Raw genomic sequence first — 22,761 nt, 5'->3', positions numbered from 1 at the left:
CCAGAGTGGGTAATGATACAAAGGGAACAGATTTGCCATACAGAAAGGGGCCAATTTACAATGAACGACTCATTTCAAGCACTCGTGCTCGACAAGCGTGACGACCGACTCCATTCCGAGGTGACTGAGGTCGAGCTCGACTCACTACCTAAAGAAGAGGACGGCAACGTCCTCGTCGAGGTCCATTATTCGGCACTCAACTACAAAGACGCCCTCGGATTGACCGGATCGGGCAAAATCGTCAGCCATTATCCGTTCATCCCAGGCTGCGAATTTGTCGGGAAAGTCACCGAATCTGATCATCTTGATTTCAAGCCTGGGGACGAAGTCATCGCGACCGGCTTTGGCATCGGTGAGCGTCATTTCGGTGGCTTCAGCCAGTTTGCACAAGTTCCAGGAAATTGGCTCGTGAAATTACCGAAAGGCATGAACATGCGAGATGCCATCACGATCGGGACACCCGGACTGACCGCCATGTTCGCGATTGAGGCACTCGAACACGAAGGCGTTCATCCCGGTCAAGAAGTGCTCGTCACGGGAGCATCCGGAGGAGTTGGAAGTTTCTCGATTGCCTTGCTCCATAAACTCGGCTATCACGCCATTGCCTCGACTGGAAAAACAGATTCATCTTATTTAACTGATCTCGGTGCTGAACAGACAATACCACGCAGTGAATTGGAAGGAACCCCCCGACCACTCGCTCGCCAACGGTTCGATGCTGCGATCGACTCGATCGGTGGTAACACACTCGCAAATATTTTAAGCCAAACCCGATACGAAGGAACCGTCGCCGCTTGTGGACTAGTTGGAGGGCACGAACTTCCTGCGACCGTCTACCCGTTCATCCTGCGAGGCGTCCGTCTCGTCGGCATCGATTCGGTCATGCAGCCGATCGCAAGACGAGTGACGGCGTGGGAGCGTCTACACGAGCTGATCGAACCGCACGTACTCAACCAGATGGTGCACGAGATCCCGCTCCATGACGTCCCGCGTCAAGCCGAGGCGATGATGCGCGGTGAGCTGAGTGGCCGGACCGTCGTCCGCATGAACGACTAAACGTCAAAGAAGGGCTGAATCCAACGATTCAGCCCTTCTTCTGTATGCTTGGTAATGAAATTCAAACGGCCGGTTCTTGGCCTTTTAATTTTTTCAGTTCTTCTAACAAGATATCCGATTCATTGAACGGGATCGCTTCGCTGCCGACACGTTCGACATGGTCGTGCCCTTTTCCGACGACGACGATGCGCTTGCCGTCGAGCGCTTGCACGGCCGCATGGTGCAACGCGTCTCTTCGTGCTTCAAACGTCACATAATGCGTGTCCGCGTCGATCCCTTCGAGCAGCCCGTCAATGATTTGCTTCGGATTTTCGGTTCGGACATCATGTACCGTCACAATCAAATCGTCCGAATAGCGGCTCGCGATGCGTCCCATCTCAGCCCGTTTCGTCGGGTCACGGTCTCCGGCCGCGCTCAAGACGACGACGAGCTGCCGCTCCCCTTTTTGTAAAGTGGACAGACATTTTTCAAGCCCGTCCGGTGTATGGGCGTAGTCGATATAAATCTCCGCATCTTCCGTGTCAAGCCGCTCGAGACGACCTTTCGGAAGTGTGAGCCCTGGAACATTATCGATAATCGCGCGAAGCATGAGCTCCGACGTCGAGACGAGACCGATGGCCGCGGCCAAGTTGGCAGCGTTGAACGATCCCATAAAGTGAACAGGTGCTTCGATTGTCATCGCGTTCATTTTGATGCGGACGGTGTGACCTAGCCAGATGACTTGAATATCGGCCGGGACGTCTGCGTGCGTACTGTACATGACTTTCCGCCGTGTCGGTGCGAATGCGGCCATCGTCTCGCTCGCCGGGTCTTCCGCGTTCAAGATGATGGCGTCGCCGTCCGTCGTTTCAACTTGTTCGAATAGACGCGCTTTCGCCCGTGCGTATTCATCCATTGAACGGTGGTAGTCGAGGTGGTCGTGCGTCAAGTTCGTAAACGCCGCCGCATGGAAGCGGACTCCTTCGACGCGCCCTTCCATCATGGCGTGCGACGATACTTCGACGACACAGTCGGTCACCCCGGCATCTGCCATTTCGGCCAAGATGCGGTGCAAGACGACGGCTTCTGGCGTCGTGTTAGGCGTCTTTAACTTCTTATCTTTATAACGGGCTCCAATCGTACTGACAATCCCGACCGGACGTCCTGATAAACGAAATAAATCATATGTTAACGTAGCAGTCGTCGTCTTCCCGTTCGTACCGGTGACGCCGTAAATTCGCATCCGATGGGACGGGTGGTCGTAAAACGCGCTCGCCACCACTCCGGCCGTTCGTTTCGTATCGGCAACGACAATGTTTGGCACCTCGAGGTCAAGCGGAGATTCAGAAATCACCGCGCTCGCTCCTTTAGAGACAGCGTCTTCGGCGAATTCATGTCCGTCCACCGTATAACCACGGATGCATATAAACAAATTCCCTGGACTGACCTTTCTGGAATCTGTTTCAATTCCGGTCACCCATGGATCACATTCGATATCATCCATCTCATTTCCTAGAATGGCGGATAAATGTTTCGTCCTCATGCTGTGTACTTCCTTTCTCATGGGTGTCGCTAGGTTAACAAACCTTATCGTCATGGTACTAGATTTTAGGCTGAAATAGAGATGACAAATATATTACTTCCCTCTTTCATAGGAAAACATACGTCTAACTAGAAAATTCCTAGCCCATAACGGGACTAGGAATTCATTTCGCTATCCGTGAACCGAAGTCCTTGTTCAGCGAAAGCACTCTTTAACAATCGAAACACACTCGGTCCGACACCATGCATCACGGCGATCTTCATTCTCGGATAAGCCGTGAGTTGTTCGAGCGTATCAGTAGAGGCGGCAGTGCGCGTTCTGCCGGCGCCGAACATTTGGGGAGTGGCGTCATCCGACTCCCTCTTCTCCTCCAAATTTCCGGTCGACCATCGGGAGGCAGGCGAGGATGCGCTCGATGCAAAACGTCCGCCGGGCTTGCTTCATGATGTCCCATGCGATTACTTGTTCCCCTTGTAGCTTCATCAACTTGACCCGTCGCTTCGAGATGATCCCGTGACGATCCACATACATCAATTCGACGACCCGGCCCATCCGCATCCAACGCGTCACTTCATCCTTCATCCTGCCCCCTCCTTTGTTACATTCATTATACAGAACGTTTGTTCTTATTTCTAATCTAAAGGTGTACGTTTGAGTAATTTCCCGTATGCTAGAAGAAACGAATCTTTTGTGAAAGGGGTACGCCCGTCATGACATACGTCATGTTGGCCGTTTTGGCCATCTTCTTATTTATTTCCATGATTTTTGCCGCCAAGGCGTTGCCGAACTTGAAAGACGTCTTATTCAACCGCGGAAGCTTGTTCGGTCAAGAGAGCAAGACCGTCACGTGCCCGAACTGTAAACAGACGTTCAAACGGGCACCGGGCAGTAGCCAAACTTGCCCCCACTGCTATCATTCATTTTGACCTAAAACACCCGAAGACCCGCATAAACGGTTCTTCGGGTGTTTTTGAATGTGCTCCGCGGTCAAAGTAACCGTTTACGGCGCGGTGATTAGTGAAATATAATCATTACTTATTTAGCCGATTGACCACCGCGACCAAAACATGAGAGAACTGGACCCTCTGAAGGAGTTTACAATGTCATTTATTACCGACCGCGAATTGTACGAACGCATCCAACAAAAAGACGCCCTCGCTTTAGAACTCCTATACGACCGTTACGAACGCATATTATACGCCGTCACACTGCGTTTGACGACACGCCCTGACTTGGCGGAAGCCGCCCTCGTGACCGTGTTCACCGAACTTTGGCACAGTCACGTCTCATTTGATTTTTCCACGAGAACGGTTCGGTCCCATTTGCTCGCGAGCGCGCAACAATCGGCACTCCGCTTCGCTTAAAGTGCATGAAGTGAACTAGTGCGACCGTGTCTCCTGCACAAACCGCATCAACACCTCTAGTATTCCTTCCGCATAACTTCCCGCGGTCACACGATCGTGCTCAGACATGGCTTGCTCCGTCCCGTTGCCGAGGACGTATCCGTTACCGACGTGCTTCAACATCGCCAAGTCGTTCCCACTGTCACCGAACGCATACGCTTCGCCTACTTGAAATGCACAGCGGGTACAGACGTAATCGACCGCGGCGGTCTTCCCGGCTCCGCGTGGGATGAAGTCGATATCATACGCCCCGACGGGATCTCCGGCGAGCGGATTGCAGCGACTGACGTTGACCGCGATCCCAAAATCACGAGCGGCCGTTTGGATACGCTCTAGCTCGACTTCATCTTCACCGAAGTAATAATAGTTGTGCATCCACGCGTTCGTCCCCATGTTCGTCTGCGACTCAATCGTGAGCGCATGGTGAGTCACGACCTGTTCGACACGGCGAGAGAAATCAGACGGGAACAGTGACTGGAAGTTCGAGTCTAGCTCGAGTTCTCCTGCAGTTGTGACATGGTATAACTCTGTCCCGAGGCTCGAGGCAATCCGATGCGGAAAGTAGCGCATGTCGGCCCGCCTCACCTTCTCAGCAATCGTCTCAAGCGAGCTCCCCGTCACCCACATCGTCGAAAACCGATGGGAGTGCTGCTCGAGAAAATCTTCAAGCCGCCGCAAGTGCTCGAGCTGTTCAGCCGTACACGCATGCGGGAAATACGTCTCGTCGAAATCAAAACAGACGAGCGTCCGCCCCTCGTTCGTAAATCGTTTCATGGTCATCCTCCTTGTGTCGTCATACCCCATCTCGTATAGTAAAAGGACGAAAGGAATGAGCGACATGAAAAATCGATTAAGTCGGTACTACTGTCAGTATAGTGGAATCTTGATCGGTTTCGCCCTCGTCTTCGCCTTATTGTCCGGCGTGCGGACGTATCCGTTCTGGCATCAGTCGCTGTCAAACGGGCCCGCGCTTGTCATGACACTCGTCACGGCGGCGCTCTTCAGCTACGCGACACATCAGCTGCTCACCTACTTGAATTTACGACTCTTCCGTCAAATCGGGGATGCAACTTCCACGTGTTCACGTTGAACACGATGGATACATACGACTATTCACAAAATAGTCATAATCAAATAGGCATCCATTTGACGATTCTATCCGTTAGACAAATACAAGGGACTCCCTTCATGATTGACACTCCCACGGCTAAAGCCGCAAGCCCATCCCTTCAGGATGAGTGGGATTCCGAAGTGCTTGTGCGAACGCAGTCCATTTCTGTTTTGTCCGAGCCTTCAGATGAGGGTGTGCCATCACCCCTCCTGAGACAGACCCTATAGGTTCTCAGGCTGGTCGACTGTCACCATCGACCACAGGTGCGTATCGGATGTTCATCGCACCGACTAGATCTCTGTGTTTTTTGAATCCACACGGACAGGCGTACGTCCGGTCTTTCGCTTTGTTTCGTTCGCCGCAGGAAGGACAGGTTTGAGAGGTATAGGCCGGATTGACATATTCGACCTTGATCCCTTCGAGCTTTGCCTTGTACTCGATGAACAATGCCAAGCGATAGAACGACCAGGTGTGCAGGTTCTTGTTGTGTTTACGGCTTGTTCTTGCCGTCTGTCGGATGTTCGCCAGTTTTTCTAGGCGGATGACAGAAATATGGTTCTCTTGCGCGAAGTCGACGATCTCACGGCTCACCTTGTGATCTTTGTCTTTCATCCAGCGCTGTTCTTTGTTGTTCAGCTTCTTGATCGCATCCAGTTTCTTCTGTTGACCGAGCTCTTTCCGTTTCGCACGAAACTTGCGCTTCATATACTTGTTCTCACGCCCGTTCCCGAAGAACCGCGCCTTGCCACGATCTGTCGATGCGACGGCGGGGACTTTCAGGCCGAGGTCGACCCCGAGCACGTTGGTGCCCCCCTTCTCCGTCGTGGGGATCGTGACGGCGATCTGCGCGATCCACTTGTTCGATTTCTTCGTGATGCGGAGCGTTCCGAGCTTGTTGGCGAGGAGCGTGGCGTTCCGGTTGTCCGGGTCGACCATCTCGGCGCGGATTGCCGTCTTCTTGACCTTTCCGTCGATCATGATCGGGAAGGAGATCGACTCGAAGTCGAACGAGTAGTTTTGGTTGTTCCAGGTGCAGTACGGCTTCTTGAGGACAGGGACGACCTGGAAGTCCTTCTTCTTCGCCCTCCTGAACACGCTCTTCGCGTCTTGGATGGCCTGATTCTTGACGGCGCTCGGCAGGTCGGAACTCACGTTTTTGCTCGTCAGCTTTAAGCTTTCTCGAGCTTGCACCATGTCCGAGACGAGCTGGTTCGTCGTGCCGATGTAGGTGCGCATCATCCGCTTTAAGATCGATTGTTGCTCTTTTGTCGGACGAAGTTTGATGTTCACCGTCAATGTCTGCGACACGGTGTCACCCCCTTGTTTTTTGTTCCTCGACATAACGCTTGATGGTCTCACTGGAGACGCTTCCCTCCGTCGACACGAAGAAAGATCTCGTCCAAAGACTTGTGAGATGTGTGAGATGGGGAAACTCCTCTCGTAGTCGCTTCGACGAGACGCCTTTGATGCGCGCCATGATGTCAGACGGGCTGAGGGATGGCAACGCCGACAAGAATAGATGTGTGTGGTCCCGATCACACGCGATGGCGATGAGTCGAATGTCGAGCTCTTCGCAGACGTCACGGACGATCTCTTTGAATCGTTGCTCGAACGTATCGTCATCGAATAATTTTCGGCGATACCTCGGGCAGAACACGAAATGATATTGGATCATCGACACGGTGGTTTTGGTTCTTCTGTAATTGTTCATACGTTTATCGTATCATTAATTTTATTAGAGTGATACATTTTCTTGGGATAAGATCATACTTGTTGATTTCTGAAATTCCGACTAGCGGGACTCCGAAATCAAGCTCACGTTCATCCCACCACTAAAGGATTGGGCTTTCCCGTTCGCAAATTCTGTAAAGGAGAACGCCATGACTGATATTGAATTGTATGAGCGCGTCAGGAAAAAAGACAAGCAAGCGCTCGAAACACTATATGACCGCTACGAACGAATCTTGTACGCGTTCGTCATGCAACTGACGAAAGACCGCGACCTCGCCGAAGAAGCGATGCAAGAAGTCTTCATCAAGCTGTGGCGCGGCGGCGGTGTGTACGACGAGTCGAAAGGCAAGTTCAAATCGTGGCTGTTCACGATGAGCCGACACGTCACGATCGACTTGATTCGAAAACGCAAACCCGATTTACAGCTCGATGAATCATATGCTGAAGCGATTCCTTCCCCGTCCCCTTCTGTCGAGACCGAGGTCGAGTGGCAAGAAGAACGGGCCCAAATCGAGACGGCGATGGCCGAGTTGCCGGTCGAGCAACAAAAAGTCGTCCGGCTCATGTATTTCCAAGGTCTCAGCCAGCAGAAAATTGCCGATGCGTGCGACATCCCGCTCGGTACCGTAAAAGGAAGGATTCGATTAGCGCTGAAACAGTTACGAAAACATCTATCCCATGACGATATAGATAAGGAGGTGGAACGATGAACGCCTGTGACCAATTGATCGACTATTTCAACCAACATTTAACGGAAGACGAACGGATTCGCTTCGAGGCACATTTAGCAACATGCCAAACGTGCCAAGAAGAACTCGAACAACTCGAGGCACTCGTCGGAGGCGTCGCGTTCCTCTCTGAACCGACCGAACCACCGAGCGGCATGAAGGCTCGCATCCTCGACAACGTCTTTGCCGAAGACACAACTGAACCGAAGCTCGTCAAAGCCGAACCGGCTCCCGTCACACCGTTCACGGAAACCCGTAAGAAGCAGAAGTCTTCGTGGGGAGCGCTCGCACTCGCGGCCGCACTCGTCCTCTCACTCGTCGGTAACGGCTATCTGTTGATGAATCAAGACGAGCCGACCGCGATTACCTTGACCGATACGGTGCCACTCGAAGGCGAATCAGAAGGGGTCGCCTACTTGGCCGAACAAGACGGCGATCGCCAACTCATCGTCCAGACGAACGGCCTCGCACCGCTCGAGGCGAACGAAGTGTATCAAGTCTGGTTGCTCAAGGACGGATCTCCGATTCCGACCGGTGCGTTCGTCACAGACGATAAAGGCAACGGTACCGTCATCTATACGCTCGACTCGACCGAGTCAGCGACAGATTGGGACAAGGTCGCCGTCACGAAAGAGCCTGAACGGGGCAATCAAACACCCGAGGGCGACATCGTGTTAAGTGCCAGTCTCTGACATAGAACCGGATGACTTTACGCGTGAAGCGTAGGTGTCATCCGGTTCTTTTTTCGTTATGATGAGAGAAAGGAGTGGTACATATGAGAAAATCGAAAATCGGTGTCGTCGGCCTCGGCGGCATCGCCCAAAAAGCGTATTTGCCCATCTTGACGAACAGCACCTCGTTCGAACTCGTCGGCGCCTACTCTCCGACACAGGCTAAACGGGATGAAATTTGTCGGGCATATCGGATGGAATCGTTCACGGGACTCGATTCGCTCGCCTCGTCCGTCGATGCAGCGTTCGTCCATAGTTCGACCGAGACGCATTACGAGGTCGTTTCCTACTTACTCGCGCAAGGCGTCGACGTGTACGTCGACAAGCCGCTCGCCGCAACCGTCGAACAGGCCGAACGGCTCGTCGAAACGGCAGAACGTACGAACCGCAAGCTGATGGTCGGCTTTAACCGTCGCTTCGCCCCGATGTATAATCAAGTGAAGGCAGCGGCCCCGTTCCACTCACTCGACTTCGTCAAGCACCGGGGGGACGGCTTGCGCGGACACGATTACCGGTTCACGTTACTCGACGATTACTTGCACGTCGTCGATACGCTCCGCTATTTTGCCGGAAGCGACTTACGGCTCGTGACGGGACAAATCGAGACGACCGCATCGAACGGACTCCATTTCGCACGTCACGTCTGGCAAGATGAAAACGGCCTGCATACGACGTCGATGCACCGCAAGGCGGGCGTCAATCACGAAGGACTCGTCGCCATCAAGGACGGACTTCGGTTGACGGTCGATGAAATGGTGACACTCCATCGCTTCGAACACGGCTCGCATTCGACCGAGACGTTCGGTTCGTGGGATACGTTGCTCACGCAACGCGGCTTCCAAGGAGCAATCGATCACTTCATCACGGCGCTGACTGACGATACCCCGATTTTGACGGACGGACGCGAGGCGTTGCTCACGCAACAACTAGTCACAGACTTGTTCAGCAGACGCTGAGAGGAGGAAAAATCAGATGGATTTCTTTTTCTACATCATGATCATCGCCGTCATCGCCATCGCCTCGGACACAATCATCAAGACGCGCAAAGCCCGCATCGAGGAGCTGCGGCTCAAAGTCGAGCAAGAAAAGCTGGCAATCCAGCGGCTCGAACTCGAGATGAAGCGCGACCAGGACAAATTGGATGAACACGGATTTTAAAAAGACGGTCGGCCTTCATCGGGCCGACCGTTCGTGTTATAAAATGTTTCGTTCGTATGAAGCCGTCACGTCGAGGCGACGCTTTTGCCGCCGTTCGACGAGTGTCGACCAGGTGACGGCCGTGACGATACAGGCAGCGCCGATGAAAAAGTTGCGGTCGAGCTGTTCGCCGAGAACGAGCCAACCGAGATAACCTCCGACGAGCGGCTGAAAGAAGAAGAACAACGACCCGACGCTCGCATCCATCAGTTCGAGTCCTTTGTTCCAAAAGAAGAACGCCCCGGCCGTCGAGATGATGCCGACGTATAAAACGCTGAGCCAAAGGACGCTCGTCATGTCTGGAACGCCAGACTGCACGACTTCTAGCCCCATGAGCGGTGTCATCAAGACGAAGGCGATCCCAATCGCGAACGTCGTGATCGTCAGAGACGAGACCGTTTGCGAGGCGACTTTGACATACACGGACATGAGCGCCCAGGTGATGGCGGCACCGACCAAGACGAGGCTGCCAAGCAAATACGTCCCATCGACGTGCCAGCCGACGACGATGATGACGCCGAGCGTCGCTAAGACGAGTGACCCAATTTTGACAGGTGTGAGCTGCTCTTTCAAAATCAACCGGGCGAACAACACCATGAACGCCGGCGTCGCTGCTGTCACGAGTGAACCGGTGTGGGCATCGGACAGCTTCGTGCCGATGAATTGGAATGAGATCGAGGCGACGTAACCGATCACACCGACGCGCGCGATCCATTTCCAATCCTCGCGCCTCACTTGTTCACGACCGAACAACGACCATGCCGCGAACAAGACGATGAACGCGACGGCGTAGCGCATCCAGACGAGCGTGAACGGCTCGATAAACCCGAGCGCATACTTACTGACGACGTACATACCGCCCCAAATACTAGCGGCGAGCGCCAAACTGATGGCACCGAGCCACTCCTTGCGCATCTTCATCCCTCCTTTGATTCCTAACTAATACGACGTCCATCGAATGAACTCCTGTTTTTCAAGCGTTGTCGAAACCCAAGAAATCGCTTACACTAGTTGTATCGATGATTGAAAGGAGGGAGAAAGGTGAACTTTGTCGGACGTACGCACTGGTCAACTGAACATTTGTACATTTTGCGTGCGATTTTTCACGATGTCGCTTAAACAAGGGACCCGTCTGTCCTGTTTTAGACATTGTTGAAAATACGACGAAGCGCCTCTCTTCCTTACCGAGCGCTTGTTTGCGCTCGGTTTTTTTGATAGGCCTCGACTTTAGGAGGAACTTACATGTTGATCGACATGCACCACATTCAAAAACAATTCGGTGGCCACGCCGTCTTAGTTGATGCCAATCTTCACGTGAACGCAGGCGAGCGGATCGGACTCGTCGGACGGAACGGCAGCGGTAAAACGACGTTGCTCCACTTGATCGTCGGCACCGAGGCGCCGGACGATGGCACGATTTATCGAAAACAACGGCTCAACATCGGTTATTTGGCACAATTGCCCGACTATCCGGACAAGAGCGGGCGCGACGTGCTCTACACCGCGTTCGCCGAACTGATTCGACTCGGCGAGGCGATGCATGCGCTCGAGGCAGAGATGGCGTCAAGCGACAGACTTGAACCGTTATTAGACAAATACGGAGCGCTCCAAACCCGATACGAGCAGAGCGGCGGCTATGTGATCGACTCCAAAGTGAACGCTATGATCGACGGGCTACGCCTCACGCGGTTTGTCGACCGCCCGTTCGACACATTAAGCGGCGGCGAGCGGACGAAGGTCGGGCTCGCTTTGGCACTGCTGCAAGAACCGGAACTGCTCATCCTCGATGAGCCGACGAACCACTTAGACTTAGAAGCGATGGCTTGGCTCGAGTCGTTCTTACGGGACAGCCCGTCGACGCTCCTGCTCGTCTCGCACGACCGGGTCTTCCTCGATGCCGTCGCCACACGAATCGTCGAATGCGAGGACGGTGAGTTGACGAGTTTTGACGGCAATTACAGCTCGTTCGTCGCTCAAAAAGAGAAGCTGTTGCTCGACCAATTCCATGCCTACACCGAGCAACAAAAGAAAATCAAGAAGATGAAAGAGACGATCCGGCAGTTGCGGCAATGGGCGAACGAGGGCAATCCCCCGAACGAAAAGTTCTACCGCCGCGCCAAATCGATGGAAAAGGCGCTCGCTCGGATCGAGACGATCAAAAAACCACGACTCGAGGCGATTCAGCCCGACATCACGTTCACCGCGAGCGGGAGAACCGGGCGTGATGTGTTTGAAGTGACAGACGCTTCTGTCACGTATGATCAGACCGTGTTTCAAAACGTCTCGTTCTACGCCGGTCACGGGGAACGGATTGCCATCGTTGGACCGAATGGCAGCGGCAAGTCGACGCTCTTGAAGCTATTGCTAGGCGAGATCGAGCCGACTTCCGGAGACGTTCGCCGGGCGGAACGGGCCCGAATCGGCTACTTGTCCCAGCACGTCCAGTTCGACGACGGGCATCGATTGATTGAGGCGTTCCGAGACCGGATCGCCGTCGACGAGGGCAAGGCACGGCAGTTGCTCGCCCAGTTCTTGTTTTATGGAGCGAGCGTGTTCAAACCGGTCGGCAATTTGAGCGGCGGTGAAAAGATGCGGCTCATGCTCGCGGTCCTCATGCACGAAGACATGAACGTGCTCGTTCTCGACGAACCGACGAACCATCTCGACATCGAAGCGCGCGAGGCGCTCGAAGAAGCGCTCGACCGCTTCACCGGAACGCTCGTCGTCGTTTCCCATGACAGGTACTTCTTGAACAAACTGTTCCCGATCACGTATTGGCTCGATGGAACAATCACCCGTTTCCCGGGAAATGTCGCCTACGCGCTTGAAAAACGGGTTGAACCTCACATCGCTGAACCCGTCTCCCAACCGAAAGCCAAAATAGCCAAACCGAAACGGCCCGTCGATACCGCGGCCGACGAGGCACGATTGAACCAGCTCGAAGATGATCATCAGCGTCTACTCACTCAAATGAACGACACGAACGACGTCGAGGAACTGATGACGCTGCAACGACAAGCCGATGCGCTCCAAGCTGACATCGATACGCTGCTCAATCAGTTGCTTGAATCGATTTAACGACGAACGACGCCGTGTCAACGGCGTCGTTTTTGTTCGAACCAGGATTGGACTAAAAAGCCGGTCACACCGACCGCCATCAAAAAATACGGGACGACGCGCGGCACCGCGCTCGCCTCTCCGATTGACATGAGCAGCAGTCCGCTCACGAACGTGCCGAGCCAGTACAATTTCGGCATAGATTCACCCCTTCATTCATCACCTAAGAAAAAGCGCCACACGTGTGGCGCTTAACGGTGAGCATTTTCTAAAAAAGCGGACTTTCACCCGATCGAGAAACATCTCGATCGACCGTCCCAGCGGATTGGTCAAATACGTGCTAGAAAATCGACGCGATTCACGCAATGATTTCTGAGCGTACGTTCGTCTAGAGGTCGATATAGCCTGGCACAGAAGCAAAAAATCGGTTCCGGATTGGCATGTTACCGACACTTCGACTGTGAAAAATGAAATCTGTCACGAACCTCGTCCTGCTCACCTCTGTTTCCAGAAAAATCGATAGCCGTTGACGTCTGCTTCCCCAAAGCATCATGTTTGTCTGCCCCTTGCCATTTTAACATACGCAAGGTGGACGACAGATCGGATATGAAGGACGGTCACACAGGTCGATTTTTCTGACATGCTGTCTCTCGTTTCACCGAGCCGGCCTCGGCCAAACAACGACTGAATCTTTGTTTCATTCGTTGCCCCCTTTCAGCTCAACACGTTGAATGAGGACTACATTAATACAATAGCCGTTCTGCCCAGCGACGAACCCTAGTTCACCATTTCTTCAAAATTTCAGCTCATACATAACGATCCAGCGCATACGCGACCCCATCCGCCTCGGCGTCTTTCGTAATATGGGTACTGATGTCTTTTAGCGGATCGACCGCGTTGCCCATCGCAATTCTCGTCTCCGCCACCTCGAACATTGAGATATCATTCAAGTTGTCCCCGATCGCAACGATCTCTTCTTGCGGGATCTGATGATGCTCGGCGAGCTGCTTCAACGCCATGCCTTTACTCGCCTTCGGATGTCCAATTTCAATCTTCGTCCATCCCGCCGTCGTGATCAAAATATCAGTCCGCGGCTCGTAAAGCTTCCGTAGCTTATGCAGCTTACGACGATCGAACGAATAGATGAACACTTTGTACACTTCATCGGCTTCAAAATCAATCTCATCAATCGTATCGACGTACGTCAGGCCGAACTGTTCATTTTGAATCTCGATCTCCCGCTCGCCCCACTCTCGGGTGAACGACTGGTCGTGCGGCAACACCTCATCTAATTCGCTTTTTAACAAGTCGGTACCCGTGCGCAACACTTTGACACCGGCGTTCGTATAAAACTCGACGTACGTATCATGCTCATGCGCCACGTCCCATAACTCCTGAACGACTTGTTTCGGGAGGGCGTGATAGTAAATACGTTCATTTTCATAAAATGCGATCGCCCCGTTCCCGGAAAGGATCGGGCACGTCAACTCGCTCCGCTTCAAAATTTCCTCGATATCATGGATTGAGCGTCCTGACGAGATGGCGACCAAATCACCGCGCTCCTGGCGTCGCCGGATTGCTTGTTGGTTCGCTTCAGTGATGACACCGGTGCGCGACAATAACGTCCCGTCTAAGTCGATGGCAATCAATTTCATTTAATTCTCTCCTTTCAGCATGTTTGTCTCCATTCTAATTCCCTGATTTGCTCAGTCTCAACTGTCAGATTGCACAGTAAATGAAAACTCCGGTTTCCCACTTTCAAAAATAGGGAATTTATTATTAGTTCTCAATAATATTTGTCCGTTCGGAAAGGAGTTCTTTATGAACATCTCACCTGGAAAGCCGCGTTTGAATCGTGTGTTTTACATCTCTGCGAGCATCATTGCCCTGCTCGTCTTATTCGGTGCGATTCGCCCGACATTATTTGCTGACATCGCCGGCAGTATCTTCAACTTCACGACCCGGTCGTTCGGTTGGTTCTACTTACTAGCCGTCTTCTTTTTCGTCCTCTTCTTAATCTTCCTCGCTTTCAGCAAGTACGGAAAGATTCGTCTCGGGGCAGACAGCGACCGACCACAATACCCGTTCTTCACTTGGATCGGAATGTTATTTTCAGCTGGTTTTGGGGTCGGGCTCGTCTTTTGGGGCGTCGCTGAACCGATGAGTCACTTCATCACGCCCCCATATGCGGATACGACTGAACTGACAGTCGAGGGAGCCCGACTCGCCATGGCCTATTCGTTCTTTCACTGGGGCGTCAGTCAATGGTCCGTCTTCGCCATCGTCGGATTGATCATCGCCTACTTCCAGTTTCGCCGGAATACAGATGGACGGATTTCGACAAGTTTATCTCCGCTCATCAAAGAGCGGCCTTACAAACAACCGCTCAACCAAACAATCGACATTTTTGCCGTCATCGCGACGGTCATGGGTGTCGCGACGTCGCTCGGGCTCGGCGTCCTGCAAATCAATGGCGGACTGAATAGCGTCTTCGGGTTGCCGAACACGGCACTCGTCCAAGTCCTCATCATCGTCGTATTGACCGCCTTGTTCTTGACGTCGACGACGACCGGTCTCGATCGCGGGATCAAATGGCTCAGTAACATCAACCTTGGAACGGCACTCGTATTGATGGTGTTCGTCTTCTTCGCCGGTCCGACCATCTTCATCTTAGAGACGTTCACGCTCGGGCTTGGCGACTATTTGCAAAACTTTATCCGCTATAGTCTCCGTCTCCAACCTTATCAACAAGGGACGTGGGTACGGGACTGGACGATTTTCTACTGGGCATGGGCCATCGCCTGGTCGCCATTCGTCGGCGCGTTCGTCGCTCGTGTCTCACGAGGCCGTACGATTCGCGAATTCATCGTCGGTGTGCTCGTCGTACCACCGTTCATCGCGCTCATGTGGATCGCTGTGTTCGGCGGAACCGCCCTTCATCTCGACTTGTTTGAAGGGACATCGATCGCCCAGGCAGTCGATGCCGACGTCACGAGCGCCTTGTTCGTCACGTTTGCCGAGCTACCGTTCAGTTTCATCCTGTCTATCTTGTCGATTTTATTGATTCTCACGTTCTTGATCACGTCGGCCGACTCGGCGACGTACATCATCAGCAGTATGACAACGAACGGAAGCTTGAACCCGCCGCTTTCCGTCCGCATCGTCTGGGGTATCTTGCTTGGTGGTATCGCCGCTGTCCTGCTCATCGCGAGCGGACTCGAGGGGCTACAGACCGCTTCCTTGATCTCGGCCCTGCCGTTCACGATCATTCTAATCTTGATGGTGTACACGCTGTTCAGCTTGTTGCGTCAAGAGAACATCAAAAAAATCAAATGAGTTTGTCTGAGCCGCCGATTTCATGGCGGCTCTATTGCTGTCTCAATGCGTCGGTCCGTGTTGACACGTATGCGTCCGATTGCTACGCTTTTGTCAGCATGGCACGATAGTCAAAGGGGGAAATGGTATGGTTCAAGATTTCACACGCGGTTATGCGGAGACGCGAGACGCAAGCGACCCACTCGCACGCTACCGGGGAGAGTTTTACTTGCCGCAGGACGGGATCTACATGGACGGGAATTCGCTCGGTCTGTTATCGAAACGAGCCGAGAAGACGTTGCTCGAATCGCTCAGTGATTGGAAAGAACTCGGAATCGACGGCTGGATGTCGGGGCGCCATCCGTGGTTCAATCTGTCAGAAGAGCTGGCCGCACTCAACGCGCCGCTCATCGGTGCGAGCACCAATGAAGTCATGGTCACCGGATCGACGACCGTCAACTTGCATCAGCTCGCCGCCACGTTCTTTAAACCGGTCGGCAAACGGACGAAGATTCTCGCCGATGCGCTGACGTTCCCGTCGGACATTTACGCACTCCAAAGCCAACTCTTGCTACGCGACCTCGATCCGGCCGAACATCTCGTCCAAGTGCCGAGTCGTGACGGTCGTTATTTAAATGAGGATGACATCATCGCCGCCATGACCGACGATATCGCGCTCATCGTCTTGCCGACGGTGTTATACCGGAGCGGTCAGATTCTTGATATGGCCCGTCTCGCCAAAGCCGCACACGAACGCGACATATTGATTGGCTTTGATGCATGCCACTCGGTCGGCGCCATCCCGCACGCGTTTCATGATTGGGGCGTCGACTTCGCCTACTGGTGCAACTACAAGCATTTGAACGGCGGACCGGGAAGTGTCGGTGGGCTGTTCGTCCACGAGCGTCATTTCGGGACGACGCCAGGTCTTGCCGGTTGGTTCGGATCACGAAAAGACAAGCAGTTCGACATGGACCACACGATGACACCGGCTGAACATGCCGGTGCGTTCCAAATCGGGACACCGCACGTCATGAGCCTCGCGCCACAACTCGGCGCGCTCGAGATGTTCAATGAGGTCGGCATGGAAGCGATTCGTGAGAAGTCGCTCGCTTTAACGACGTATATGACCGAATTGATCGATGAACTGCTCGCACCGCACGGCTTCGTCATCGGCAGCCCGCGCGATGAAAAACGTCGCGGTGCCCACTTGAGCCTCGAGCATCCGGAAGCGGCTCGTATCTGTAAAGCGCTCAAACAACACCGTGTCATTCCTGATTTCCGAGCGCCGAACATCATCCGCCTCGCACCGGTCGCGCTCTACAACACGTTCACCGACGTGTACGACGTCGTCATGATCTTGAAAGAAATAATGGACAATAAAGAATACGAGGCGTTCGAGAACGTCCGTGAAGTCGTAGCTTAAGGAGATTAACGATGAGTGAACGTATCGAACATAAAGTCGAGCAATCGATTCAAACTGACTTTTCAAAAGACATGTCGTATGGCGACTATTTACAGCTCGACCCGATCTTATCGAGTCAACATCGCCTGTCGGACCACCACGACGAGATGCTGTTCATCATCATCCACCAGACGAGTGAGCTGTGGATGAAGTTGATCTTGCATGAGTTGACTGCGGCCGTGACCGCCATTGAAACGGGTGAGCTCGAACGATCGTTCAAAATGCTCGCCCGCGTCTCGAAAATCCAACAACAGCTCATCCAATCGTGGAGCGTCCTCGCGACGCTCACACCGGCCGAATATTTAGAGTTCCGTGACGAGCTCGGCTCGTCATCTGGTTTCCAATCGTACCAGAACCGCCAGATTGAATTCGCGCTCGGCTTTAAAAACGCACGGACGCTCAGTGTCTATGCCCATGACGAGGCACTCTATCCGCTCCTTGAAGCATCACTGAACGCACCGAGCATCTATGACGTGACCGCCCGTGAGATGCACCGCCGCGGACTGCATATCGACGCGGACGTGCTCGACCGGGACGTGACGCAGGACTGGGAGTGGAACGAGAGCGTCGAGAACGCTTGGGCCGCCGTGTACCGGGACGTCAACACGTACTGGGACTTGTATGAACTCGGCGAGAAGTTGCTCGACATCGGCAACCAACAACAGATGTGGCGTTTCAATCATATGAGCACGGTCGAACGGATCATCGGTCAAAAAATGGGCACGGGTGGATCGTCCGGCGTGAACTACTTGCGCCGCGTCCTCGACCACCGTTTCTTCCCTGAACTATGGACCGTCCGGACAAAATTGTGAGGAGACATAACGATGACACAATGGATTGACGTATCACAGCCGCTCGACGACTCGATCACGACATGGCCGGGCGACACAAAGTTCAACTACGAGATCGCTTGGCCGATGGCGGACAGTGGCTCCGTCAACGTCGGCAAAGTGACGATGAGTCTACATACAGGCACACATATCGACGCCCCGTTCCATTTCGACGATGCCGGCAAGCGGGTGATCGACCTCGACCCCGGGCTCTACATCGGACCGGTCCGGGTCATTCATTTGCCCGGGCGACAAAAGATTGAAGCAAGTGATTTGGACGGATTCGACTTGACCGGTGTCGAGCGCCTCATCCTGAAGACGGACGGATGGCCGAACAAAGCTGAATTTCCAAGCCAGATCCCGGAACTGACGCCATCCCTCGCCGAGCGGTTGGGACAGCTCGGTATTTATTTGATTGGTCTCGACCTGCCATCGGTCGACGCCATCGACAGTAAAGACATGGACGCCCACCACGCGCTCGCGCGGAACGGCGTCCACATCCTCGAAGGGCTCGTCCTCGATGCGATCGCGCCCGGGGATTACGAATTGAACGCCGTCCCGCTTCCAATCGTGGAAGGTGACGGTAGCCCGGTGCGCGCATTGCTTCGCTCGATTGACTAACTGATCTTACATCCACTCCATTTTGACGGTGTGGATGTTTTTGTTTTATGTGAAAGGAACCATTGACGCTTGAGTTTGCAACTGTTCGGGAATGGATAATCATCGGAAGTGTGTAGAAAGGAGTGTTTTTTATGAAGACGATTTCTATGGTATTACCTGCCTATAACGAAGAAAAAAACATTCCTCTCATCTTCGACGCCATCCATGAACAGTTTGACGGCACTCCTTATTCTTATGAAATCTTATTCGTGAATGATGCAAGTTCGGATCGTACACTTGATGTAATTAAATATTTGGCTAAGCGTCATCCTGAAGTGCGTTACATCTCATTCTCGCGAAATTTCGGGAAGGAAGCAGCCATCCTGGCCGGGTTACAACACGCGACGGGGGATGCGACGATCTTGATGGATACCGATTTACAGCATCCGCCGTCCCTGATTCCGGACATGGTTGCCGGTTTCGAGCAAGGATTTGATCAAGTCATCGCCAAGCGCGACCGAGCCGGCGAAAGCAGGACTCGAAAACTGGCCTCTCGGACGTATTACAAGCTTATCAACAAAATCGTCGACGTCGAACTCGAGGACGGTGTCGGTGACTTCCGTCTGCTAAGCCGCGAGGCTGTCGACGCTCTCTTACGAATGAACGAGCATCAACGGTTCTCAAAAGGCTTATTCTCGTGGATTGGCATGGAACAAAAGACGATTACTTATCAAAATGTACTCCGTCAAAACGGCGAGACAAAATGGTCGTTTAGCCAACTATTCAATTACGGTGTCGATGGGTTGATCTCTTTCAATTCGAAACCGCTGCGCTTTTGCTTTTACTCAGGCGTATTGATTTTACTACTGTCGATGCTCTATATTCTGTTGACACTGTTTGACATCATTCAAGACGGTATCGACACACCAGGCTATTTCACGCTCATCTCAGCCATCCTGTTACTTGGTGGAATCCAGCTCGTCAGCCTCGGGATCATCGGTGAGTACGTCGGTCGCATCTATTTTGAGACGAAACGCCGTCCGGCCTACTTGATTCAAGAAACTAACATACAAAGGAAGAGTGCGAATGAACAAGAGAAAGGCCGAGTTTATAAGATTCGTCGCCATTGGGGGAATTAATACTCTTAACTACTATTTGATTTATATGTTGTTTCATCATCTATGGAACACCGGCTATGGGGTCTCTCATGTGGTGGCATTCACGCTCAGCATGATCGCCTCTTTCTTTTTGAACAGTTATTTCACGTTCAAAGTCAAACCGACGCTACGGAAATTTTTGCAGTTTCCGTTGACGCAAGTCGTCAACTTCACAGTCACGACGGTGTGTATTTATTTGCTCGTCGAACAACTGAACGTCTCGACGACGTTGGCCCCGTTGTTCGCCATCTTTATCGCTGTGCCGGCGACGTTCATCGTCACGAGTAAAATTTTGAAACGTGAGCAATCGACAATATGAGACAGTTCAAACTCATCAGTGTTGCGTTGCTCGTGTCGACCATCGCCCACGCTTTTTTCATCTACTATCAATCACAGGGTGGCTTCATCGCCGGACCGAATGACGGCTTATCGCAAATGGTCCCGTTCAAGCATTTCCTTTACGAAACGTTCCATAAAGGGAATCTCGTCTATGCCGAGGACTTCGGCTTCGGCGGCGGTATCCTCACACAACTCGCTTACTACTTTTCGACGTCAGTCGTATTTTGGCTCTCGGTCGCCGTCGTTTCCTTATTTGATGTGCTCGGACTCGTCACACCTGACTTGGACATGTGGTTGCGTCTCGCCTTGATTGTGAGTGTCATCCGGCTCGCTGTCGTCATCGTGTTCGCGACGTATGCGTATCAGTTGTTTAACGTCCGCACACTCCACGCTTTCGTCGGTGCCGTCATTTATGGTGTGTCGGTCATGTACATCCGTCACGTGACGTTTTGGGAGTTTTTTGCGGACGGCTTTTTGTGGGTCCCGCTCCTTGTCATCGGTCTCGAACGCATCATCCGAAACGGTCGCGCCGACTTCTTTATTGTTGTTAGTGCCATCATGCTGATCAATAACTTTTACTTTGCCTACATCAATTTAGTCTTCGTTCTCGTCTATGTCTTGTTCCGACAATTCATTCACCTACCCGAAGATCGGGTCAGTCGTAAACAGCAATGGTTGCTCTATAGCGGATCTGGCGTCATTGCCCTACTTCTGAGTTCGTTTGCGTTCATTCCGGCGACTTATGGCTTTTTGCAAAATGAGCGACCATCGCTCGAGCATGAGATTCGTTGGATTCAGCTCGACAATTTGTTATACGATAGCAATCTGCTGATCCTACCGGCCGTCTTCCTACTGTTCGCTCTTTATCGTCCGCTCTACCGTCACGTCACGTTTCGATTGTTTGCGAGCATGAGTCTACTGTTGACCCTACTCCATTTCAGTCCGCACGTCGGTAGCTTCTTCAACGGCTTCTCGGCACCGCAATATCGCTGGGAGTATTTGGCGAGCTTCACGATCGGCGGCATGGTTGCTGTCGGCTTGACGCATTGGCGCTTCGAAAAAACATCATTTTTCAAGGCAGCAGTCGTAACCGTTTTGGCTTATCTCGGTTTTGGGCTATTCGGTAACGCGCCATGGCCAATCGTGTTCGGTATGTTTGCCCTCATGATTTTAACCGTCTTATCGTTTTGGCTTAAACCATTGTTGGCTCCGTACCTCATCATCGCGTCTTGTCTCATCGTGTTCAACGGTTACACGAAGTTCGCGCTCCACGATATGGCGATCGTCAACACGAACGCGACGTTCGTTACGAGTGAGCAGTACAACAGCGCTGAACAACGGGAACTCATCGACGTCGTCCGTGAAAAAGCCGGTCCGCTCGAACGCGTGGACTGGATGATACCGTTGCGAAACAATACACCGATCGTCCAGTCGTTCCTTGGGACGAGCCTATACTCGAGTATTTTGAACGGGAATTTGCTCACATTCTATTGGAGCGACCTTGAAATTGATATGAGACGGGAAAGTGTCAGCCGTTACGGGACACTCGGCAACCGTTCGAACTTACATCATGTGCTGTCGACTCCTTATTGGATGCGTGATAAAACAATCGCGAGCGAAGCGCCGTACGGCTTCCAACTGCTTGCCGAAACAGAACGTTACGCCGTTTATGAAAGCGAGACCCGCTTGCCGTTAGTCCGGACGACATCAAACACGTACAGTCGTGAAGCGCTTAAAGATGTCTCAATATTGACGCGTGAGCAAGCGATGCTGTCCGGTGTCATCTTAGAACAGGGAACCGCAGCACCGTCCCCAGCGCAAACGATTACGTTTGTGAGTGCGCCTGTCAATGCGGTATGGGAAGATGAGACACTCCAAGTCACCGCTGAAGAAGGCGGAGTCGACTTTATTCCGGACGTCCCAGACTCGGCGGCGGGTGATTTGTACGTCTCGTTCAAGATTCGCAAGCTTGAAGGTGATGGTTTCTTCATCCGGCTTGGGAATTACCGGACGACTCGAAAACCAGAAGCGTCGATTTATCGGACCAATCTCACTTCGATGACGCTCCGGACACCTCTCAAGAAAAACGTACCGCTCCGTCTACCGGAAGGAACGTATGTGCTTGAAGACGTGACGATCGAGTGGGAAGATTATGCGACACTCGAAGACGCCCTTGAAGAAGCGGCTTCTATCCCGGATATTCCGGTCGTTTGGGACGGACCTGACATCGACTTCACGGTTGAAGACGCAACCGAAGGGACATATGCCGTCCTCCCTGTTCCGTATGAACGAGGGTGGAAGGCGACTGTGAACGGAGAGCGACGCGACGTCTTGCAAGCAAACTATGCTTGGAGCGCCGTTTCACTCGACGAAGGTCGCAACGAGGTCGCGTTGACGTATCGTCCGCCGTTCTTCACACTCACGACCGGGCTTACACTCTTCGGAGTTATCTTATTCGGATTTTACCTTGTATTAGCTCGACGCATACAAATGCGAATAGCATCTTAACAATAAACATT

General features: G+C 52.8%; 24 protein-coding genes. 16 read left to right on the top strand and 8 right to left on the bottom strand.

What is annotated here, in order from left to right; all coding sequences use genetic code 11:
- Nucleotides 1–60: 60 nt before the first annotated feature.
- The gene (locus KNP77_RS03995) at nt 61–1,056 is read left to right on the top strand and encodes an MDR family oxidoreductase (RefSeq protein WP_131490294.1); all 996 of its coding nucleotides are present in this window, start codon (nt 61–63) and stop codon (nt 1,054–1,056) included.
- Nucleotides 1,057–1,117: 61 nt separating this feature from the next.
- Here the strand turns inward: KNP77_RS03995 and KNP77_RS03990 are convergent, their stop codons facing one another.
- Together KNP77_RS03990 and KNP77_RS03985 are read right to left on the bottom strand one after the other, a co-directional pair.
- A complete protein-coding gene (locus KNP77_RS03990) occupies nt 1,118–2,578 on the bottom strand; it encodes a UDP-N-acetylmuramoyl-L-alanyl-D-glutamate--2,6-diaminopimelate ligase (protein ID WP_131464763.1) in 1,461 nt (486 codons plus the stop codon).
- A 348-nt stretch (nt 2,579–2,926) separates the two neighbouring features.
- The gene (locus KNP77_RS03985; RefSeq protein WP_070329164.1) at nt 2,927–3,160 is read right to left on the bottom strand and encodes a hypothetical protein; all 234 of its coding nucleotides are present in this window, start codon (nt 3,158–3,160) and stop codon (nt 2,927–2,929) included.
- A 128-nt stretch (nt 3,161–3,288) separates the two neighbouring features.
- On the opposite strand from KNP77_RS03985, the gene KNP77_RS03980 reads away from it, so the two are divergent.
- Entirely contained in the window at nt 3,289–3,504 is a 216-nt protein-coding gene (locus KNP77_RS03980; protein ID WP_236636574.1) for a zinc-ribbon domain-containing protein, read from the top strand.
- A 174-nt stretch (nt 3,505–3,678) separates the two neighbouring features.
- Nucleotides 3,679–3,942, top strand: a complete 264-nt coding sequence (locus tag KNP77_RS03975; protein ID WP_131464765.1) for a hypothetical protein — start codon at nt 3,679–3,681, stop codon at nt 3,940–3,942.
- A 15-nt stretch (nt 3,943–3,957) separates the two neighbouring features.
- Here the strand turns inward: KNP77_RS03975 and KNP77_RS03970 are convergent, their stop codons facing one another.
- The gene (locus tag KNP77_RS03970) at nt 3,958–4,755 is read right to left on the bottom strand and encodes an HAD-IIB family hydrolase (RefSeq protein WP_214888730.1); all 798 of its coding nucleotides are present in this window, start codon (nt 4,753–4,755) and stop codon (nt 3,958–3,960) included.
- A gap of 64 nt (nt 4,756–4,819) precedes the next feature.
- Here KNP77_RS03970 and KNP77_RS03965 point away from each other — a divergent pair, with 64 nt between their 5' ends.
- Nucleotides 4,820–5,071, top strand: a complete 252-nt coding sequence (locus KNP77_RS03965; RefSeq protein ID WP_214888727.1) for a hypothetical protein — start codon at nt 4,820–4,822, stop codon at nt 5,069–5,071.
- A 252-nt stretch (nt 5,072–5,323) separates the two neighbouring features.
- Here KNP77_RS03965 and KNP77_RS03960 read toward each other — a convergent pair whose 3' ends face one another.
- A complete protein-coding gene (locus tag KNP77_RS03960) occupies nt 5,324–6,400 on the bottom strand; it encodes an RNA-guided endonuclease InsQ/TnpB family protein (RefSeq protein WP_214888724.1) in 1,077 nt (358 codons plus the stop codon).
- A 4-nt stretch (nt 6,401–6,404) separates the two neighbouring features.
- Nucleotides 6,405–6,803, bottom strand: coding sequence for an IS200/IS605 family transposase (tnpA, locus tag KNP77_RS03955; RefSeq protein ID WP_083274143.1), 399 nt, complete (start codon nt 6,801–6,803; stop codon nt 6,405–6,407).
- A gap of 169 nt (nt 6,804–6,972) precedes the next feature.
- Here tnpA and KNP77_RS03950 point away from each other — a divergent pair, with 169 nt between their 5' ends.
- The 4 genes from KNP77_RS03950 (at nt 6,973) to KNP77_RS03935 (ending at nt 9,440) form a co-directional block, all read left to right on the top strand.
- Nucleotides 6,973–7,533 carry an RNA polymerase sigma factor gene (locus tag KNP77_RS03950; RefSeq protein WP_070329168.1) on the top strand — a complete coding sequence of 187 codons (561 nt, stop codon included), beginning with the start codon at nt 6,973–6,975 and terminating at the stop codon, nt 7,531–7,533.
- A complete protein-coding gene (locus KNP77_RS03945; RefSeq protein ID WP_214888721.1) occupies nt 7,530–8,243 on the top strand; it encodes an anti-sigma factor in 714 nt (237 codons plus the stop codon). The genes KNP77_RS03950 and KNP77_RS03945 overlap by 4 nt, the downstream gene beginning before the upstream one ends.
- Before the next feature lie 83 nt (nt 8,244–8,326).
- The gene (locus tag KNP77_RS03940) at nt 8,327–9,238 is read left to right on the top strand and encodes a Gfo/Idh/MocA family protein (protein ID WP_214888718.1); all 912 of its coding nucleotides are present in this window, start codon (nt 8,327–8,329) and stop codon (nt 9,236–9,238) included.
- A 16-nt stretch (nt 9,239–9,254) separates the two neighbouring features.
- Nucleotides 9,255–9,440: a hypothetical protein gene (locus KNP77_RS03935; RefSeq protein WP_214888716.1), complete on the top strand. Its 186-nt coding sequence runs from the start codon at nt 9,255–9,257 to the stop codon at nt 9,438–9,440.
- 36 nt (nt 9,441–9,476) lie between these two features.
- On the opposite strand, the gene KNP77_RS03930 is transcribed toward KNP77_RS03935, so the two are convergent.
- Entirely contained in the window at nt 9,477–10,394 is a 918-nt protein-coding gene (locus KNP77_RS03930; protein WP_071398509.1) for a DMT family transporter, read from the bottom strand.
- A 327-nt stretch (nt 10,395–10,721) separates the two neighbouring features.
- Between KNP77_RS03930 and abc-f the strand changes: the two genes are divergently transcribed.
- A complete protein-coding gene (gene abc-f, locus KNP77_RS03925; RefSeq protein WP_214888713.1) occupies nt 10,722–12,557 on the top strand; it encodes a ribosomal protection-like ABC-F family protein in 1,836 nt (611 codons plus the stop codon).
- A 17-nt stretch (nt 12,558–12,574) separates the two neighbouring features.
- Here the strand turns inward: abc-f and KNP77_RS03920 are convergent, their stop codons facing one another.
- Nucleotides 12,575–12,736 carry a hypothetical protein gene (locus KNP77_RS03920; protein WP_167615757.1) on the bottom strand — a complete coding sequence of 54 codons (162 nt, stop codon included), beginning with the start codon at nt 12,734–12,736 and terminating at the stop codon, nt 12,575–12,577.
- Nucleotides 12,737–13,342: 606 nt separating this feature from the next.
- The gene (locus tag KNP77_RS03915) at nt 13,343–14,191 is read right to left on the bottom strand and encodes an HAD family hydrolase (protein ID WP_131464775.1); all 849 of its coding nucleotides are present in this window, start codon (nt 14,189–14,191) and stop codon (nt 13,343–13,345) included.
- 166 nt (nt 14,192–14,357) lie between these two features.
- Here KNP77_RS03915 and KNP77_RS03910 point away from each other — a divergent pair, with 166 nt between their 5' ends.
- The 7 genes from KNP77_RS03910 (at nt 14,358) to KNP77_RS03880 (ending at nt 22,750) form a co-directional block, all read left to right on the top strand.
- The gene (locus KNP77_RS03910) at nt 14,358–15,872 is read left to right on the top strand and encodes a BCCT family transporter (protein ID WP_131490299.1); all 1,515 of its coding nucleotides are present in this window, start codon (nt 14,358–14,360) and stop codon (nt 15,870–15,872) included.
- Between the two features lie 127 nt (nt 15,873–15,999).
- On the top strand, nt 16,000–17,277 hold the full coding sequence (gene kynU, locus KNP77_RS03905) for a kynureninase (protein ID WP_131490300.1): 1,278 nt from the start codon (nt 16,000–16,002) through the stop codon (nt 17,275–17,277).
- An 11-nt stretch (nt 17,278–17,288) separates the two neighbouring features.
- Entirely contained in the window at nt 17,289–18,128 is an 840-nt protein-coding gene (gene kynA / locus KNP77_RS03900) for a tryptophan 2,3-dioxygenase (protein WP_214888710.1), read from the top strand.
- A 12-nt stretch (nt 18,129–18,140) separates the two neighbouring features.
- Nucleotides 18,141–18,767, top strand: coding sequence for an arylformamidase (gene kynB / locus KNP77_RS03895; protein ID WP_131439437.1), 627 nt, complete (start codon nt 18,141–18,143; stop codon nt 18,765–18,767).
- A 131-nt stretch (nt 18,768–18,898) separates the two neighbouring features.
- Entirely contained in the window at nt 18,899–19,885 is a 987-nt protein-coding gene (locus KNP77_RS03890; RefSeq protein WP_131439439.1) for a glycosyltransferase family 2 protein, read from the top strand.
- Nucleotides 19,833–20,222 (top strand): GtrA family protein, encoded by a 390-nt coding sequence (locus tag KNP77_RS03885; RefSeq protein ID WP_131439441.1) that lies wholly within the window; start codon nt 19,833–19,835, stop codon nt 20,220–20,222. Before KNP77_RS03890 ends, KNP77_RS03885 begins: the two co-directional genes overlap by 53 nt.
- Nucleotides 20,219–22,750 (top strand): YfhO family protein, encoded by a 2,532-nt coding sequence (locus KNP77_RS03880; protein ID WP_214888707.1) that lies wholly within the window; start codon nt 20,219–20,221, stop codon nt 22,748–22,750. Before KNP77_RS03885 ends, KNP77_RS03880 begins: the two co-directional genes overlap by 4 nt.
- Nucleotides 22,751–22,761: the final 11 nt, after the last annotated feature.

Source organism: Exiguobacterium sp. s142, assembly GCF_018618455.1.
In the GTDB taxonomy this organism is placed as follows: Bacteria; Bacillota; Bacilli; order Exiguobacteriales; family Exiguobacteriaceae; genus Exiguobacterium; species Exiguobacterium aurantiacum_A.
The sequence above is the reverse complement of the archived record's forward strand: the minus strand, read 5'-3'. Positions and strand labels throughout refer to the sequence as shown.